At 39.8% G+C, this 17,732-nt stretch carries 13 protein-coding genes; 4 read left to right on the forward strand and 9 right to left on the reverse strand.

Annotated features, from left to right (window positions below; translation table 11 throughout):
* Positions 1-21: 21 nt before the first annotated feature.
* From nlpI to rimP, 9 genes are all read right to left on the reverse strand, one after another.
* On the reverse strand, positions 22-939 hold the full coding sequence (gene nlpI, locus H4J65_RS10615) for a lipoprotein NlpI (RefSeq protein ID WP_182198138.1): 918 nt from the start codon (positions 937-939) through the stop codon (positions 22-24).
* Positions 940-1,073: 134 nt separating this feature from the next.
* On the reverse strand, positions 1,074-3,194 hold the full coding sequence (pnp, locus tag H4J65_RS10620) for a polyribonucleotide nucleotidyltransferase (RefSeq protein ID WP_182198139.1): 2,121 nt from the start codon (positions 3,192-3,194) through the stop codon (positions 1,074-1,076).
* A 542-nt stretch (positions 3,195-3,736) separates the two neighbouring features.
* Positions 3,737-4,654 (reverse strand): alpha/beta fold hydrolase, encoded by a 918-nt coding sequence (locus tag H4J65_RS10625; protein ID WP_259367583.1) that lies wholly within the window; start codon positions 4,652-4,654, stop codon positions 3,737-3,739.
* Between the two features lie 516 nt (positions 4,655-5,170).
* Positions 5,171-5,440, reverse strand: a complete 270-nt coding sequence (gene rpsO, locus H4J65_RS10630) for a 30S ribosomal protein S15 (protein ID WP_182185802.1) — start codon at positions 5,438-5,440, stop codon at positions 5,171-5,173.
* Between the two features lie 125 nt (positions 5,441-5,565).
* A complete protein-coding gene (gene truB / locus H4J65_RS10635) occupies positions 5,566-6,510 on the reverse strand; it encodes a tRNA pseudouridine(55) synthase TruB (RefSeq protein WP_182137686.1) in 945 nt (314 codons plus the stop codon).
* A gap of 2 nt (positions 6,511-6,512) precedes the next feature.
* Positions 6,513-6,920, reverse strand: coding sequence for a 30S ribosome-binding factor RbfA (rbfA, locus tag H4J65_RS10640; RefSeq protein ID WP_182185793.1), 408 nt, complete (start codon positions 6,918-6,920; stop codon positions 6,513-6,515).
* 134 nt (positions 6,921-7,054) lie between these two features.
* Positions 7,055-9,742 carry a translation initiation factor IF-2 gene (gene infB / locus H4J65_RS10645; protein ID WP_182137683.1) on the reverse strand — a complete coding sequence of 896 codons (2,688 nt, stop codon included), beginning with the start codon at positions 9,740-9,742 and terminating at the stop codon, positions 7,055-7,057.
* 21 nt (positions 9,743-9,763) lie between these two features.
* Positions 9,764-11,260 carry a transcription termination factor NusA gene (gene nusA, locus H4J65_RS10650; RefSeq protein WP_182137681.1) on the reverse strand — a complete coding sequence of 499 codons (1,497 nt, stop codon included), beginning with the start codon at positions 11,258-11,260 and terminating at the stop codon, positions 9,764-9,766.
* Between the two features lie 29 nt (positions 11,261-11,289).
* Positions 11,290-11,751 carry a ribosome maturation factor RimP gene (gene rimP, locus H4J65_RS10655; protein ID WP_146878039.1) on the reverse strand — a complete coding sequence of 154 codons (462 nt, stop codon included), beginning with the start codon at positions 11,749-11,751 and terminating at the stop codon, positions 11,290-11,292.
* A gap of 487 nt (positions 11,752-12,238) precedes the next feature.
* Between rimP and H4J65_RS10660 the strand changes: the two genes are divergently transcribed.
* From H4J65_RS10660 to rsxC, 4 genes are all read left to right on the forward strand, one after another.
* On the forward strand, positions 12,239-14,125 hold the full coding sequence (locus tag H4J65_RS10660; protein WP_182198141.1) for an EAL domain-containing protein: 1,887 nt from the start codon (positions 12,239-12,241) through the stop codon (positions 14,123-14,125).
* A 227-nt stretch (positions 14,126-14,352) separates the two neighbouring features.
* Positions 14,353-14,934: an electron transport complex subunit RsxA gene (gene rsxA / locus H4J65_RS10665; protein ID WP_081153075.1), complete on the forward strand. Its 582-nt coding sequence runs from the start codon at positions 14,353-14,355 to the stop codon at positions 14,932-14,934.
* Positions 14,934-15,488 (forward strand): electron transport complex subunit RsxB, encoded by a 555-nt coding sequence (rsxB, locus tag H4J65_RS10670; RefSeq protein WP_182137679.1) that lies wholly within the window; start codon positions 14,934-14,936, stop codon positions 15,486-15,488. The genes rsxA and rsxB overlap by 1 nt, the downstream gene beginning before the upstream one ends.
* A 12-nt stretch (positions 15,489-15,500) precedes the next feature.
* A complete protein-coding gene (gene rsxC / locus H4J65_RS10675) occupies positions 15,501-17,732 on the forward strand; it encodes an electron transport complex subunit RsxC (RefSeq protein WP_182198142.1) in 2,232 nt (743 codons plus the stop codon).

The raw sequence follows: 17,732 nt of genomic DNA on the forward strand, positions 1-17,732 counted from the left end.
CATTTTGTCTGTAAATGCAGATTAAGGTTCACTACTTTCTAGTGCTGTTTCGCGCATTAAGTCTAATTCAAGTTTGGCATACCTGTGCTCAACAAATTCATATACGTTGGTACTGAGCGCCAGTTTAAAAAAGTTAATAGCGGCATTAACATCACCTTGCAGTTGACTGTACTTACCTAAATAAAAATAGGCTTCACATAAGCGCTCTGTCAGTGCTTCATTTGAAGTTACATCTTCTGCCATCCGAGCAATAAAAGTACCTTGGCTCATTTCGCCTAAGTAAAGTTTAATAACATTTTTTGCCCACACCCTTTCATCTATCTGTTGCGCATACACTACTAAGTCTTGATTGGCTTTTTGCTGATCTAATTCTACGTCCGCCAAATATTGCCACAACAGGCGATAAGGATCGTTCTGCTGGTATTGTCTAAATACCTTAAAGTCATCTGCAGCTAGATTTGGCCGGCCACCATAATATAGCGCAATGCCACGATTTAAATAAGCGTATTCATGATCGGGAGCCAATTCTATCGCGGAATCAAAGGCATCGTATGCCTGATTAAACTCTCGTAACTGAGTAAAATGAATACCTAAGAAATTGTAGGCGTCTGACATATCAGGTTTTAGATTAAGCGCTTGGTTAAAATCAAAACGAGCTAAAGCACGTAAACCCACCTTGTCGTATTCAACCCCGCGCTGATAAAACAATTCTGCTCTTTGGCCATCGCTGATTTCAGCGCGTTGTAACACTTGTGTTAATCGTGCCAGCGCTATTTCATTTTTATAACTAATGGCAATGGGTTCAGCAATAATCAAGTCGCCAATAACTGATTGCTCAGGGGTTGTTGATAAGCAACCTTGAGTGAGCAATAAACCTGAAATAAGTAACACTTTAGAAAATAAAGCTTGAGAAAGTTGAGTTTTAGAAAGTAAGCGCACGAAAAGCAGTATCCTAGTAAGTATTTATACTATTGAGTATATAAAAAAGGGAGCAATTAAGCTCCCTTTTTGTGTACAAGATGTCAGGTCGGTTTTAAAAACGCACCTGATACACTTGATTTATAACAAAATAATTATTCTGCTGCGTCAGTTGTAGGCGCTACAACAGGTTTTTCCATTGCTTCTTTCATGCTTAAACGTACGCGACCTTGACGGTCAACTTCTAATACTTTAACCGTTACGTCTTGGCCTTCTGTCAATACGTCGCTAACAGCGTTAACACGTTCTTCAGAGATTTGAGAAATATGTACTAAACCATCTTTACCTGGCAATACGTTAACAAACGCGCCAAAATCAACGATACGTACAACTTTACCTGTGTAAATAGTACCCACTTCAATTTCAGCAGTTAATGCAGTAATACGTGCAATAGCATCTTTAGCTTGCTCGCCATCAGTCGCCGCAATTCTAACTGTACCATCATCTTCAATTTCAATGGTCGTGCCGGTTTCTTCAGTTAACTGACGAATAGTTGCGCCACCTTTACCGATAATGTCACGAATTTTATCTTGAGGAACTTTCATGGTATGAATACGTGGAGCAAATTGAGAGATATCATCACGATGTCCGCCAATAGCTTCATCCATAACAGCTAAGATGTGATTACGCGCTGCTTTTGCTTGGTTTAAAGCAAGTTGCATGATTTCTTGCGTAATACCTTCAATTTTAATGTCCATTTGAAGTGCAGTAATACCACCGGTAGTACCCGCTACTTTAAAGTCCATATCGCCTAAGTGATCTTCATCACCTAAAATGTCAGAAAGTACAACAAAGTCATCGCCTTCTTTAACTAGACCCATAGCAATACCAGCAACTGAAGCTTTGATTGGTACACCAGCATCCATAAGTGCTAATGACGTACCACAAACAGAAGCCATTGAAGATGAACCGTTTGACTCAGTGATTTCAGACACTACGCGAACTGAATACGGGAATTCTTCAGCAGAAGGCATAACAGCCAACATACCGCGTTTTGCAAGACGACCATGGCCGATTTCACGACGCTTAGGAGAACCAACAAAACCCGTTTCACCAACACAGTATGGAGGGAAGTTATAATGTAGCATGAAGCTATCAGTTTTCTCACCCATAATAGTGTCAAGACGTTGTGCATCACGTTGTGTACCTAAAGTAGCAACAACTAAGGCTTGAGTTTCACCACGAGTAAACACAGCAGAGCCATGAGTACGTGGTAATACGCCTGTCATTACGTCTAGTGCGCGGATCATTTCAGGATCACGGCCATCGATACGAGGCATGCCTTTTGTAATACGACCACGAACGACTGTTTTCTCTAAGTCGTGGAATAAATCTTTGGCTTCTTGCACGTCAAGCGCAGGATCAGCGGCTAATAATGTTTCGATAACACCATTGCGAATTTCTTTAATTTTTTCGTAACGAACTGCTTTTTCAGTGATTTGATAAGCTTCGTTTACTTGGCTTTCAGAAAGCTCTGTAATTCTAGCAATAACATCAGCGTTCTTAACCGGTGCAACCCAATCCCATTTAGGATTGTTAACTTCTGCAGCCATTTCTTTAATAGCCGTGATAGCTGTTTGCATTTGCTCATGACCAAACATAACAGCGCCAAGCATAACTTCTTCAGAAAGCACGTCAGCTTCTGACTCAACCATTAATACGGCAGAGTCTGTACCAGAAACAACTAAGTTCAACTGAGAAGCTTCTAATTCAGATTGTAATGGGTTAAGAATGTATTTTCCGTCAGTATAACCAACGCGCGCTGCACCAACAGGACCGCTAAATGGCATGCCTGAAATGGCTAATGCAGCAGAGGTACCCAATAAAGCAATAATATCTGGAGAAATTTCTGGGTTAGCAGAAACTACAGTGATAACGACTTGAACTTCGTTAGTAAACCCTGCAGGGAATAGTGGACGAATTGGACGATCGATTAAACGACAGATTAATGTTTCTTCTTCTGAAGGACGGCCTTCACGTTTAAAGAAACCACCTGGGATTTTACCAGCAGCGTAAGTACGCTCTTGATAGTTAACCGTTAATGGGAAAAAGTCTTGTCCTGGTTTTGCTTCTTTTTTACCAACAACAGAGACTAATACTGAGGTATCGTCCATGCTAGCCATAACGGCACAAGTGGCTTGACGAGCAATAACGCCCGTTTCTAGAGTTACGGTATGTTGACCGAACTCAAATGTTTTAGTAACTGGATTAAACATTTAGTTAGTTCCTTAGATATTTTTGATTTTAATCAATCTGTACAATTATTTATTCACTTAGTTAATCATTAAGTATTAAGGCGTTACCGATAAGTTACGCACTAAGCTGAACAAAAAATTATACAGTTTGATTGATTAGTTTTTTACAAATACGAAATTTGCACGCACATTATACTTAACACCTATGTTTTTACTAGCCTGAAAGCATAAATGATGGGTTTAAAAGAGTAAAACCTAAAGATTTTCGCCTATATTCGCTATTCTGACAATTTGTATTGCATGTTATATCGGCTCAACTTCAAGATGCAGATTTGAGTAAGTTGAGCAAAAGTTACTGGCATGGCCTGAAGACAACACTAAGAATGATAAAAAATAGTAAAAGTTGAGCGCATCAGGATGGCAGAACAGAGCATAGTTGTGCTCGGTAACCTAACTGCCTCAAGTGTTATTCTCATAACTTAGCTATAGGTAAGACTAGTGTCTAAAATCACAATGCAGGCAACAGCCCTTTATCAACTTACCAGTAAGAGGCTAAGTTGGCCTTAGTTAACCTGTAAAAATTTTATCACTGCCGACACTGTTGCTTGGGGATCTTCCTCATGTGGTACATGGCCTAACTTATCAAAAACAATCAATTGACTATTAGCGATTTCTTGCGCAAATTGCACGCCAAGTTTAACCGGTATTAGCTGATCTTTTTTACCCCAGAGTATAAGTGTAGGCTGTTTTATTGTTTGAATTTTTTTTGCTAGCGGCCCGGGTAATGTTTGCTCAAAACGTGCTTTTAAAGCACTACGGTTACTCTCACGAAGAGATAGTTGATAGTATCGCTCAACTAATTCATCGCTGACCAAATCAGGATTTCCATAAACATTTTTAACACTGCGTGCTACCAAGGATTTTGGTAAAACATTATTTAATAAGAGACTTGTGACCGGATTTTTTGACAATTTAAAAGCAAGTGGTATGGATGTAGACTCATAAGGATATCCACTGGCATCCACTAGAATCAATTTTGAGACTCTATCGGGGTGTAATACAGCTGTTGCCCAAGCAATATAACCGCCTAACGAGTTACCAGCTAAGACACTCTTATTGATTTGCAATTTATCTAACACGGCAATAACTACTTCAGCGTAATGTTCAATTTTATAGTTGTTTTGTGGATCGGGGCCTGTCAAACCAAAAGCGGGTAAGTCAAAACGAATAACTCTACGTTGCTCTTTTAAGACCTCAACCCAACCGTCCCACGTATGCAATGACGCACTCGTGCCGTGGATTAACACAATAGGCTCTTGATCAGATGTTGGCCCTTCATCTCTGAGATGAATATTCATGCCGGCAATATTTAAAAATTGTGAGGGTTCAGCTGCCCAACGTTGACTAAGTTCTGCAACAGATCTGTCAGGCGCTTTATTTACATAGAGATAAATGGCAAGGGAAACTATTGCTATTAGCAATAGGTAAAAACTGCTCTTTAAAATTATCAACGTTTTTGACGCCTTATTTTTTACTATATTAATCATTGCAGCTATCTATATCAAATTAACTAATACTGACTTTATTAATTTCGTTGTTACTCAAAAAAATCATTACTATGGGTATGACTAAAATGTATGTTCACTTATATCTAACTTCTGACTTTAACAGCTAATTTCTGATTTTAACGCTAAGAATACCTGATAACTTTCAGTTTATTAGAGCAACGCCATAGACGACATAGGCATTATATTTTTGCATAAACCTTAGCGGTCATAACGATAAAGTACGAGCAATTTCACTTATCTATCAGGCTTAAATTTAGATTTTATGCCCGATAACAGTTAAGTAGCTACATTATGATGCTGCTCGCTATAAAAACAGCGTAGGACACAGTTTCATATCTCTCAAACTTAAGTGGGTAAATTCAAGGGATAAAAAAAGGAGCCATTAGGCTCCTTTTTATGATTTTTGCTTATTTTATAATAAAGCTCGTCTTAACGACGTATACCTAATTTACCGATTAAAGCAGTATAACGTTCAACGTTTTTGCCTTTTAAGTAATCAAGTAATTTACGACGTTGGCTTACCATGCGTAATAAACCACGACGTGAATGGTGATCATGGATGTGCTCTTTGAAGTGACCTTGTAAGTGGTTGATTTGTATAGCTAACAAAGCAACTTGTACTTCTGGAGAACCAGTATCACCTTCAGATTGTCCGTATTCTGCAACGATAGCAGCTTTTTCAGCAGCATTTAAAGACATAATATTTACCTTAATTTTTAGTGTTTAAAATCGCGTCGAGCCGAACACTAAGTCAGCAAGACGTTCTAAGAACGCACAGTCTATCAATAACGGCTGTAATTGCAACCTAAACCTAAGGTATAAAGTTATCCAACAACAGTGATACGTTTAGGATTAACTAAACCATCATCATCAATTTCACCAACGCCAATAAACTCACCCGTATCAACATCATCGCCAATGAATACTTGTACTAGCCCATTTGCCGGCGCATTTGAGCACTGTACAGGGTTACCGTGGCGTAAAAAGTTTGCTGACATATCATCAACAAAAACCGCAGGAATACCATCACAAGCGGTTGTCATCGGTAATAATAAGTCATCTAAATACACCGATGGCGGAACATCTTCAGCGACGGCTTGTGCTAACAGGGTTTCTAATGTTTTGATTGTCACCATTTTTTCTGTCGGGTAATTACCCACAGCACTGCGACGTAAATGAGCAACATGAGCACCACAGCCCAAAAGCTCGCCTAAATCGTCAATAATGGTGCGAATGTAAGTACCTTTAGAGACATGAATATCTAAATCAACTTCATCACCTTCAAAACGTAATAAATCCAAGCGAAATACCGTAATGTCACGTGACTCTCTAGGTACTTCAATACCTTCACGAGCATATTTATATAAAGGTTGCCCTTGATACTTTAACGCTGAATACATTGATGGGATCTGTTGAGTTGTACCGCGAAATGAGTCTAATGCTATGGCTAATTGCTCAGCACTGACATCAACAGACTTTTCACTAACAACCTCACCATCCGCATCGCTAGTGGTAGTACGCACACCTAATTTAGCAGTAACTTGGTAAGTTTTATCGGTATCAAGTAAGAACTGAGAGAACTTAGTTCCTTCACCCAAACATATCGGTAACATACCAGTGGCTAATGGATCTAAAGCGCCGGTATGACCTGCTTTTTGCGCGAAATAAATGTGTTTAACTCGCTGTAGCGCATTGTTAGACGACATATCATAGGGTTTATCAAGTAATAAAACGCCGTTAATAGCACGGCCTTTTCTTTTCTTCGCCATGGTTATTCGCTCTCTGGGGCTGGGGCTTCGTCTATTTCACCTTCGTGATTCTTCACGTCTTCAGCAACCGCTTTATCAACTAGGTTACCCATGCGAACACCTTCAACCATAGAGCTATCATAAATAAATCGTAGCTCTGGCATAATGCGGGCATTAATACGCTTAGCTAACAAAGTGCGAATGTAACTTGCCGCTTCATTTAATACCTCGATTGAAACATCAACATTTTGACCTTCCAAAGTGAAGAAGGTAACAAATATTTTTGCATAAGCTAAATCACGGGTAATTTCTACCGCATTTACCGTCACCATACCTAAACGTGGATCTTTTACTTCGCGCTGAATAATCATCGCGATTTCTTTTTGAATTTCTTGTGCAACTCGATCAGTACGAGCAAATTCTCTGGCCATAAATAATTCCTACAACGTAATGAGTTAATATTGATAACAGTATACCTGCATCAATATTAAGTATTACGTATATTTTGTAAATGAAAATGGAGGCTAAGCCCCCATTTTAACTAAACCATGAAAACTAAACGCGATTAAAGTGTGCGTTTAATCTCAATCGTTTCAAATACTTCGATTTGGTCACCAACACGAACATCATTATAGTTCTTAACACCGATACCACATTCAGTAGCATTACGAACTTCTGCTACATCATCTTTAAAGCGACGTAAAGATTCTAACTCACCTTCGTAAATAACTATGTTTTCACGCAATACACGAATCGGTGCTGAACGTTTGATAATACCTTCAGTAACCATACAACCAGCAATTGCGCCAATTTTTGGTGACTTAAATACATCACGTACTTGTGCTAAACCAATGATCTCTTGCTTAAACTCAGGAGCAAGCATACCGCTCATTGCTGCTTTAACTTCGTCGATTAAGGCGTAGATAACGCTGTAATAACGTAAGTCAATTTTCTCAATTTCAATGACTTTACGCGCTGCTGCATCGGCACGAACATTAAAACCAATCACAATAGCGTTAGAAGCCGAAGCTAAGGTTGCATCTGTTTCAGTAATAGCACCAACGCCACTACCAATAATGCGTACTTTAACTTCATCAGTAGAAAGCTTAGTCAATGAATCTGAAATGGCTTCAAGTGAACCTTGAACATCAGATTTAAGTACTACATTAACTTCAGAAACTTCACCCGTAGCCATGCTCGCAAACATGTTTTCAAGTTTAGCTTTCTGTTGACGAGCAAGTTTCACATCGCGGAACTTGCCTTGACGGAATAAAGCAACTTCACGCGCTTTCTTCTCATCTTTAACAACAGTTGCTTCATCACCTGAGATTGGAACACCACTTAAGCCAATAATTTCTACTGGAATAGATGGACCGGCAGATTGAATAGCGTTGCCGTTTTCGTCACGCATAGCACGAACACGACCGTATTCTAAACCACAAAGTACGATATCACCTTGGTTCAATGTACCTTCTTGAACAAGTACTGTAGCCACTGGGCCACGGCCTTTATCAAGTTTAGACTCAACAACAACACCATTAGCCATTTTATCAACAACAGCCGTAAGTTCTAGAACTTCTGACTGTACTAATATAGCGTCAAGTAATTCGTCAATACCTAAACCAGTTTTAGCTGATACATGACAGAACTGAACGTCACCGCCCCACTCTTCAGAAAGTACGCCGTGTTGTGATAATTCACTCTTAACACGGTCAGTATCTACACCTTCTTTATCCATTTTGTTGACAGCGATGATAATTGGCGCGTCAGATGCTTTAGCATGCTGAATAGCTTCAATTGTTTGTGGCATTACACCATCATCTGCGGCAACAACAATAATAATAATATCTGTTGCTTTAGCACCACGTGAACGCATGGCTGTAAAGGCCGCGTGACCAGGAGTATCAAGGAATGTGATCATTCCGTGCCCTGTTTCTACATGGTAAGCACCGATATGCTGGGTAATACCACCCGCTTCGCCATCAGCTACTTTAGCTTTACGAATATAATCAAGTAATGATGTTTTACCATGGTCAACATGACCCATAATAGTCACAACAGGTGCACGTGTAATAGCTTCACCGGTATGATCACGATCTGAAAGTACCGCTTCTTCTAAGGCATTTTCTTTCACTAACACAACTTCACGACCCATTTCTTCAGCAACTAATGCTGCAGTTTCTTGGTCAATCACTTGGTTAATGGTTGCCATAGCACCCATTTTAAACATGGCTTTAACGACTTCAGCGCCTTTAACAGACATTTTGTTCGCTAACTCTGCTACCGAAATTGTTTCGCCGATACGAACTTCGTTCAGCTTAATTTCAACTGGCTTAGTGAAACCATGCTTTAAGCTTTGAGGTGAAGATAAGCCTAACTTGCCTTTGCCTCTGGCATTACGACCACGGTTATTTCTGTCTTGGCCAGCAGGTTTTTTCTTCTTACGGCGACGACCACTTTCATCTGCCGAGTCACTTTTGTCTTCAGCTTCTTGCGCGTATTTAGAAGAAGTTAAATGCACTACTTCTTTTTCTTTCGCTTTACGCTCTGCTTCTTGCTCTTTCCAACGTGATTCGTTTTCTTCAGCAAGTTTACGTGCTACTTCTGCAGACAAGCGGGCTTCTTCTTCAACTTTAGCGGCTAATTCAGCATCTTGCTGTAAGCGTAATTTTTTCGCTTCTTCAGTTTCAGCTACCACTGGTGCTGGTTTAGCAGCCGACTCTTCAATATTCTTTGCTTTCACTACAGCAGCTTGCTTAGCTTTAGCGTCTGCTTCAACTTTTGCTTCGGCTTTAGCTTCTGCCTGCACTTCTGCTTTTACTGCCGCTACTGCAAGCGCGTTTACTACTTCTTTAGCATCAGCTTCTGCTTTAGCTTTCAAGTCGACTTCTGCTTGAATGCGTGCTTCTTCAGCCGCTTTCGAATCAACTTCAGCTTGTTGTTGCTCTTCTAAATCGCTACGTTTTACGTAGGTACGTTTTTTACGTACTTCTACTTGAACCGACTTAGCTTTGCTGCCGTGACCTAACACCAAAGTAGACTTTTGCTTACGGCTAAGGGTCATTTTGCTTGGGTTAGCGGTTGAGTCATCACCATGTTGCTTTTTCAAGTGGTCAAGTAATGCTTCTTTTTCTTCTTGCGAAACAGAATCAGTTGCCGATTTATTCACGCCAGAGTCAGCCAATTGGCTAACTAAACGCTCCACCGGTGTACCGATCTCTGTGGCAAGTTGTTCTACTGTTACGTTTGCCATCTATATAATTCTCCCGGTGAGTTATTCTTCGTTAAACCAACAAATATTACGTGCAGCCATAATTAGCTCGCCCGCTTTGGTTTCATCTAATTCTTCAATGTCTGATATTTCATCAACACCTTGTTCAGCAAGATGTTCTAATGTTGTAATACCACGACTCGCTAATACAAACGCTAAATGACGTTCTAAACCGGCAAGATTTAATAAATCTTCTGCTGGCTCTGAACCTTCAAGTGTTTCTTCACTGGCTAATGCTTGCGTAGTAATTGCTGCTTTTGCACGTTCGCGCAATTCTTCAACCATGTCTTCATCCATGCCGTCAATATCAAGCATTTCAGCAACAGGTACGTAAGCAATTTCTTCTAACGATGTGAAGCCTTCTTCTACTAACATCAAGGCAAAGTCTTCATCAAGGTCTAGCTTGTCAATAAATAGCGTTAATACTTTATCGTTTTCAGCTTGGTGCTTTTCGTTCATGTCTGCAACGGTCATGACGTTTAGTTCCCAGCCTGTTAATTGGCTAGCTAAACGTATATTTTGACCACTTCGACCAATCGCCATGGCTAAGTTGCCTTCTTCAACAGCGATATCCATGGTATTTTTGTCTTCGTCAACAATGATAGAGGCAACTTCTGCCGGTGCCATTGCATTGATAACATATTGTGCTGGGTTGTCATCATATAAAACGATATCAACACGTTCACCGCCTAACTCACTTGAAACGGCTTGTACGCGTGAACCACGCATACCAACACAAGCACCCACTGGATCGATGCGTTTGTCGTTACTTTTTACAGAAATTTTTGCACGAGAACCTGGGTCGCGAGCTGCGCCTTTGATCTCAAGCATTTCTTCGCCAATTTCTGGTACTTCAACACGGAAAAGTTCAATTAACATTTCTGGTTTTGTACGGCTCACAAATAACTGCGCACCACGTGCTTCTGGTTTAATTTCATAAAGTAAACCACGAACACGATCGCCTGGACGGAAACTTTCACGCGGTAACATGTCATCGCGGTAAATAATCGCTTCTGCATTATTTCCTAAGTCTAAAATAACACTGTCACGGCTGGCTTTTTTCACCACACCTGTGATAATTTCGCCAATTTGCTCTTGGTAAGCATCAACAATAAGACCACGTTCTGCTTCACGTATTTTTTGTACAATAACTTGTTTTGCCGTTTGCGTTGTTACACGGTCAAACTTAACAGATTCGATTTGATCCTCAACATAATCACCAACGTTTAATTCTGGTTCATCATATTGTGCTGCTGCCAAACTAATTTCAGCATACGGGTTTTCCATTGGTGTATCGCTTTCTTCAACGATTAACCAACGACGAAAAGTATCAAATTCACCCGTTGTGCGGTCTATACTGACACGAACTAAAATGTCGCCTTCGTATTTCTTTTTTGTCGCTGTTTCTAAAGCGGTTTCCATCGCTTCAAAAATGCTTTCTCGTGGTAATGCCTTTTCATTAGAAACAGCATCTACAACCAGTAATATTTCTTTACTCATGCTAGTTAGCCTTTCTCAGTATTTTAAATTTATTTACGATGGTTATAAACAAGGTGAGCCTTATCTATGTTACTGATAACAAGTTCATATTCTTCGTTATCAACCATGACAATTAAACTGTCGTTTTCAACAGTAACTAATTTACCTTTGAATTTCCGACGGCCATTCAATGGCATTGAAATTTTTACTTCTACCGTTTCATCAACAACCGCTTCGAAGTGCGCTTTATCAAAAAGCGGGCGATCAAGCCCGGGTGATGAAACTTCTAAGCTATATTCACTACTGATTGGGTCTTCTACGTCTAGCATAGCCCCTACTTGACGACTGACTTCAGCACAGTCATCAACATCGATACCATTTTCATGGTCGATAAATATTCGTAAAACCGAGTGGTTGCCCGCGCTATGAAATTCAACGCCTAATAACTCCTTACCCGTTTCTTCAACGGCAGGACGTAACATTGCGGTGAGTTTGTGTTCAAATTTAGCCAATCATTTTCTCCAATTTGGAAGAGTCCAGAAACAAAAAAAGGGCATAAAGCCCAGCGATATACCTTGCTGCTATTGCACCTTTTCACAAAGTTAAGATACAAAAAAGCCCCATTACGCGGGGCTTATTCACTGAACCCACGATGTAAACCAAGCAATAACTCTCTTGGTTCTGTATAACAATATCTTAGAAGTTTTACCTAATTGCGATAAAAATCTATTCAGTGAAATATTGCTACATTCAAGCTGCGCGTATTATATAGAATAGCTATTTTGATAGCAAGTTAATTTTCTTAAACACTATAAGGCTAAAGTAGTAAGCTAAGCGCGCCCTAGCGAAAAAAATTACTACAAACTTCACCGAGATGAGTATAATAATTATTGCGGCATAATCAGATAGTTAGTAAATTACTCTAATTCATGTTAAAAATCATTCGCAACACTTAACTTGTGATCATTACAGCGGCACATACCGGCATTCTGGAATTATATGTATAGATATTCTCAATTACTTTTAAGAAATTTTCTCTTTGCTTTGGGCTTCATTGCTAGCATAGCAATTACCTGTACTTTGCTATTGGCCTTTCAAATTTCTGAGCAACAAATTCAACACCAGCAGACATTACTCACTGTAGACCAAGAGATAAAACCTGGCGACAGTGCAACCTTTGCCAAGCAAGTATCAAAGTTCAACCGTTACCAATTTATCAATATTGCTAATAATGAGGGTGCCATCATTATTAATCAGCAACAAGAGCCTATGCAGTTTGCCGACTTAATACTGGCGCCTATTAGCCAAGTGAAATTGCCTAATTCAGCGTTAACGATACGATATCAATTAGATGCCAATCATGCGGTAGTCTTTTTACGTAAAGCGGTATTATCGGTGTTTGTATTAAGTATTTTATTCATTTTTATTGCAACCTCATTTAGCCTTGCACGCTATCGTCGATTAACTCAAAGTATTTGTGAGCAAATAAAGCAAGACCTTAACCTTATCATTTCCGGTCAAGATGACCCTGATGAGGTTAAAGATAATATAATTGATTTACCTGAAATTCAGCAAAATTTAACTGAACTCAAAACACTGCTTGCTAAAAAAACTAGCGCAACAGCCTTATTAGAAAAAGATGCCTACATCGACCCAGTAACTAAATTAGAAAATCGTAACTGTTTTATTCAATTTTTTGAAAATGCAGATAGCCGTTCTGATTTCGGGGTTTTGTCGATTACTCGTTGCTCTGAATTACAAACCATTAATCAAGTGCACGGTTATCATGAAGGTGATAATTATATCCGCAAGGTGGCTGATATAATGAAAAATGCCATCAGCCGATATAGAGGTGCGCAAGTTTTTCGTTTAAATAGTTCTGACTTTGCGACATTAATCCCCAATGTGAGCTTAAAAAGCGCAGAAACATTTGCGGCAGACCTAACGGCAAGTTTTAATGAATATCAACATACGTCAGATTTAGACTCTATTGGCTATACAGGTTTGGTTTATTTTAATGATAACAAACCTGTAGGTGAACTTTTAGCGTTAGCTGATACCGGCATTAGTGTCGCCCAAACCAAAAGCGTTAATGCTTGGTATGCCCAAGCTGACAGTAGCATTTTATACAACATCAGCGCGAGTTATGGCAATCAACATTGGCGGCAAGAAATTGATAGTGTTATTGAAAACCAAAGAGTTAATTTACTTGTCCAGTCGATTAAGCCCAGCAGCCCTAACAACCGGGTATACTCAGAAGTTTTGGCTCGTTTTTTAAATAGTAATGACGATATTCTTCCCACGGCTTCTTTCTTCGCTATGGCTGAAAAGCTCGACAAAATTGCTGCTGTTGACCAGATGATTATAGAGACTGTAATAAAAGAAATTGAGGATAGAAATATGCAAAATCATTTCTTTGGTATTAATATTAGTGCTCGTTCGATAAACGACGGTCATTTCGTTATTTGGCTAGAAAGACGGCTTTTACGCGATACCGCCATTGCCTCAAAACTGGTGTTTGAAATTACTGAAAGTGGCTTACAACAAAATATAAAAACCAGCAAAAAATTTATTGATATGATCCACCGAGTTGGCGCCAGAATTACCGTTGAACGTTTTGGTATTGGCTTAACTTCATTTAAATTTTTTAGAGATTTAAAGCCTGACTTTATTAAAATGGATAGCACTTACACTCGAGATATTGACGAAGACAAAAATAATCAATATTTTATGCGTTTGATGGTAGATTTAGCCCACAGATTAAGTGTGAGTGTATTAGCAGAAAGCGTTGAAACCCAAGAAGAAAAATTTATGCTTGAAAAACTATTTGTTGATGGCTGTCAGGGTTTCTATATTGGTAAGCCCAGAGCTATTTCTTTGGTGTAGTGGATTAAGCAACCTTAACTAAAGCCACTGAAATACTGTGGCTTTTTATTTTTTCATCTAATTTTAAAAGCCATTAACTTGTGGCTTCATTGTTTAACTTTACTCAGTTTTTTTCACCACAAGTAATTAACCACACATTAAAATGAATATCCTTACGGTTCGTATGTTGTTTATTGCCAGATAAACACGGATAATAGCGCGAATTTCCACAGTAATATATTGATCAAATGACTGATTATCTCTTGCTACTTGTTGGCACAGTATTAGTAAATAACTTTGTTTTGGTTAAATTCCTAGGCTTATGCCCATTTATGGGCGTGTCGTCTCGCACTGAAACTGCCATAGGTATGTCGTTTGCGACAACATTTGTTATGACGCTAGCTTCGTTACTGAGCTACATCGTCAATAGTTATATTCTAGCGCCCTTAGGTTTAGAATATTTAACCACAATGACCTTTATTTTAGTGATTGCCGTTGTCGTGCAATTTACTGAAATGGTTGTGCATAAAACCAGTGCAAACTTATATCGCTTGTTAGGTATTTTTCTGCCACTGATCACCACTAACTGCGCCGTACTTGGTGTTGCGCTATTAAACCTTTATGAGCAACATAATTTTTTCGAATCTATCATTTATGGTTTTGGCGCCGCTGTCGGCTTTTCTTTAGTATTAATCATGTTTTCAGCTATGCGGGAAAAACTGGCTAATGCCGATGTACCAGCGCCATTTAAAGGCTCAGCTATTGCCATGATCACCGCAGGTTTAATGTCATTAGCATTTATGGGTTTTACAGGATTGGTTAAGTTTTAATGAATACAATCATCGCAATATTAGTACTGGGTGTTCTTGCCGCCTTATTTGGTGCCTTGTTAGGTTTCGCTTCAGTGCGTTTTAAAGTACAAGGTGATCCACTGGCTGAACAGTTAGATGCACTGCTGCCACAAACACAATGTGGCCAATGTGGTTACCCTGGTTGTAAACCATATGCAGAAGCCGTTGCTAATGGTGAAGCTATAAACAAATGTGCGCCAGGTGGTGAAGACACCATTAAAAAAATTGCTGATTTAATGGGGGTAGAAGTTCAGCCTTTAGATGAGAATCATGAAGCAGATAACTCCCCTAAAGTCGCTTTTATTATTGAAGAAGACTGTATTGGCTGTACCAAGTGCATTCAAGCCTGTCCGGTTGATGCCATTATAGGCACAACCAAACAAATGCACACTATCATTGCTGATGAGTGCACCGGTTGCGACTTATGTGTTGCACCGTGCCCAGTAGATTGTATAGAGATGATCTCAGTTGCCACAACAACACAAAACTGGCAATGGGATTTAGATAGTATACCTGTAGTACAAATAAATTAAGACGAGGTTTGGGTGGAATCGGTAATTGAACGTATAAAACGAGGAAGTTTTTCGCAGTTTCATGGCGGCATACATCCGCCTGAGCAAAAATTTCTCACCTGCTCCAAACCCATTGCCAGTGCGCAAATTCCTGAACAGTTGATTATCCCTATTCGTCAACATATTGGCCAGGCAGGTAATGTCATGGTCAAAGTCGGCGACAAGGTGCTTAAAGGGCAAATATTAAGTGATTGTGACAGCCCAATGTCGGTGCCGATTCACGCCCCTACGAGTGGTACAATCACGGCCATTAAATCAATGGCGATCCCTCACCCTTCTGGCTTAAGTGAAGCTTGCATTATATTAACACCTGACGGAGAAGACACTTGGAAACAGCGTCATATTTGTCCTGAATTTCACTCATTAAGCAAAACGCAAATATTAGATAAAATAGCTAATGCAGGTATTTCTGGTATGGGAGGCGCAGGCTTTCCAACACAAGTTAAAGTAAGCACCTTAGCTAAAATAGATTACTTAATTATCAATGCTGCTGAGTGTGAGCCTTATATCACTGCTGATGATTTATTGCTTCAAGAACATAGCCCAACCATTCTAGATGGCATTAAAATTCTTGACCATTTATTAACTCCAAAAAACATTCTTATCGGTATCGAAGAAAATAAAACTAAGGCCATTGCAGCCTTAAAAAAAGCCACGGCAGATATTGACCATATCGACGTTTGTGTTATTCCAACGAAATACCCAAGTGGTGGTGAAAAACAACTGATACAAATATTAACCGGTCAAGAAGTCCCTAGTGGCGTTTTACCAAGCTCGTTGGGTATAGTGATGCAGAACGTTGCCACCTGCTTTGCTATTGCTGACGCCGTTATCAATGACACACCACTGATCAAACGCGTTGTTACCGTTAGCGGCCAAGCGCTAGAAAAACCACAAAATATCTGGGCACTTATTGGCACTCCCGTTGGTTTTTTAACGGATCAATGTGGCTACAAAAACAGTCAAAATAGGCATTTAATCATGGGTGGCCCTATGATGGGTTTTAGTTTACCTCATGATCAAGTTCCGGTGATAAAAACCACCAACTGTATTTTAGCGCCTAGTGAAATTGAAATAGCCTCACCCTTTTCGTCAACGAGTAGTAAAGAGGTTGAGTGTATTCGTTGTGGTCAATGTGCCGATGTATGCCCTGCACAATTGCTACCACAAGAATTACTATGGAGTGCGAAAGCAAAAGATCAGGCACAACTGGCAAAGCTTAATCTATTTGACTGTATTGAATGTGGTGCTTGTGCTTACGTTTGCCCAAGCCAAATACCTTTAGTGCATTATTATCGTGTTGCCAAAGCTGAAATACGTCAACAAAAATTACTCGATATCAAAGCCGAAAAAGCCAAAGTTAGATTTGAAGCGCGTAAGCAAAGACTTGAACGCGAAAAAGTTGCCCGAGTAGAAAAACATAAAAAAGCTGCCGAGGCGCGCAAAGCCAGAATGAATACAGATACAAGTGCAGCAAAATCAGAGAAATCTGCAGTAGCAGACGCACTTGCTCGCGTAAAAGCAAAAAAAGCTCAAGCCAGCCTAAAGCAAAATACTGCTGAAGGTTCTGTTACCAGTACTGTCGAGATGACTGCTGAATCAGTTGTACCAGTTGACGAGAGTAAAAGCCAAGTGGCCAATGCTATTGCAAGAGCAAAAGCGAAAAAAATAGCACAGAAAAACCAAGCACAAATAGAGTCGTTAGATACGCTGCAAAACAACGAGTCACCAAGCTCATCGCAAGCAGCGCCGGTTGTCATTGATAAAAAAGCTAAGGTTGACGTAGCTATTGCAAAAGCAAAAGCAAACGAAAATAAACCTCAAGCAGAAACAATATCAGACAGCCCTAATGCTCAAGTTGACGCAAGAACAAAAGCAATTCCCCTTGAGATAGTTAACTTAGCATCAGATTCAGATGACAAAGTCACTCAAGCACTAAATAAAAAGGCGAAAGTGGCCGCTGCAATCGCGAAAGCAAAGGCTAAAGCTAAAGCTAAAACAGCAGCAAATTTAGCGGCTGAAACATCGTTTGACAGTGCGGAGCCATCAACAACGCCCGCTAACATTGATGTTATGCAAGACAGTAATACAGCAGCACAAGCGGATATTGCGGCAACTAAAAAAGCGCGCGTAGCGGCAGTAGTGGCTAAAGCAAAGGCGAAAAAACTAGCCGCTTCATCCAACAAATCAACAACTTCAGAGTAA

The organism is Colwellia sp. MB02u-9 (assembly GCF_014077085.1).
Lineage (GTDB): Bacteria > Pseudomonadota > Gammaproteobacteria > Enterobacterales > Alteromonadaceae > Cognaticolwellia.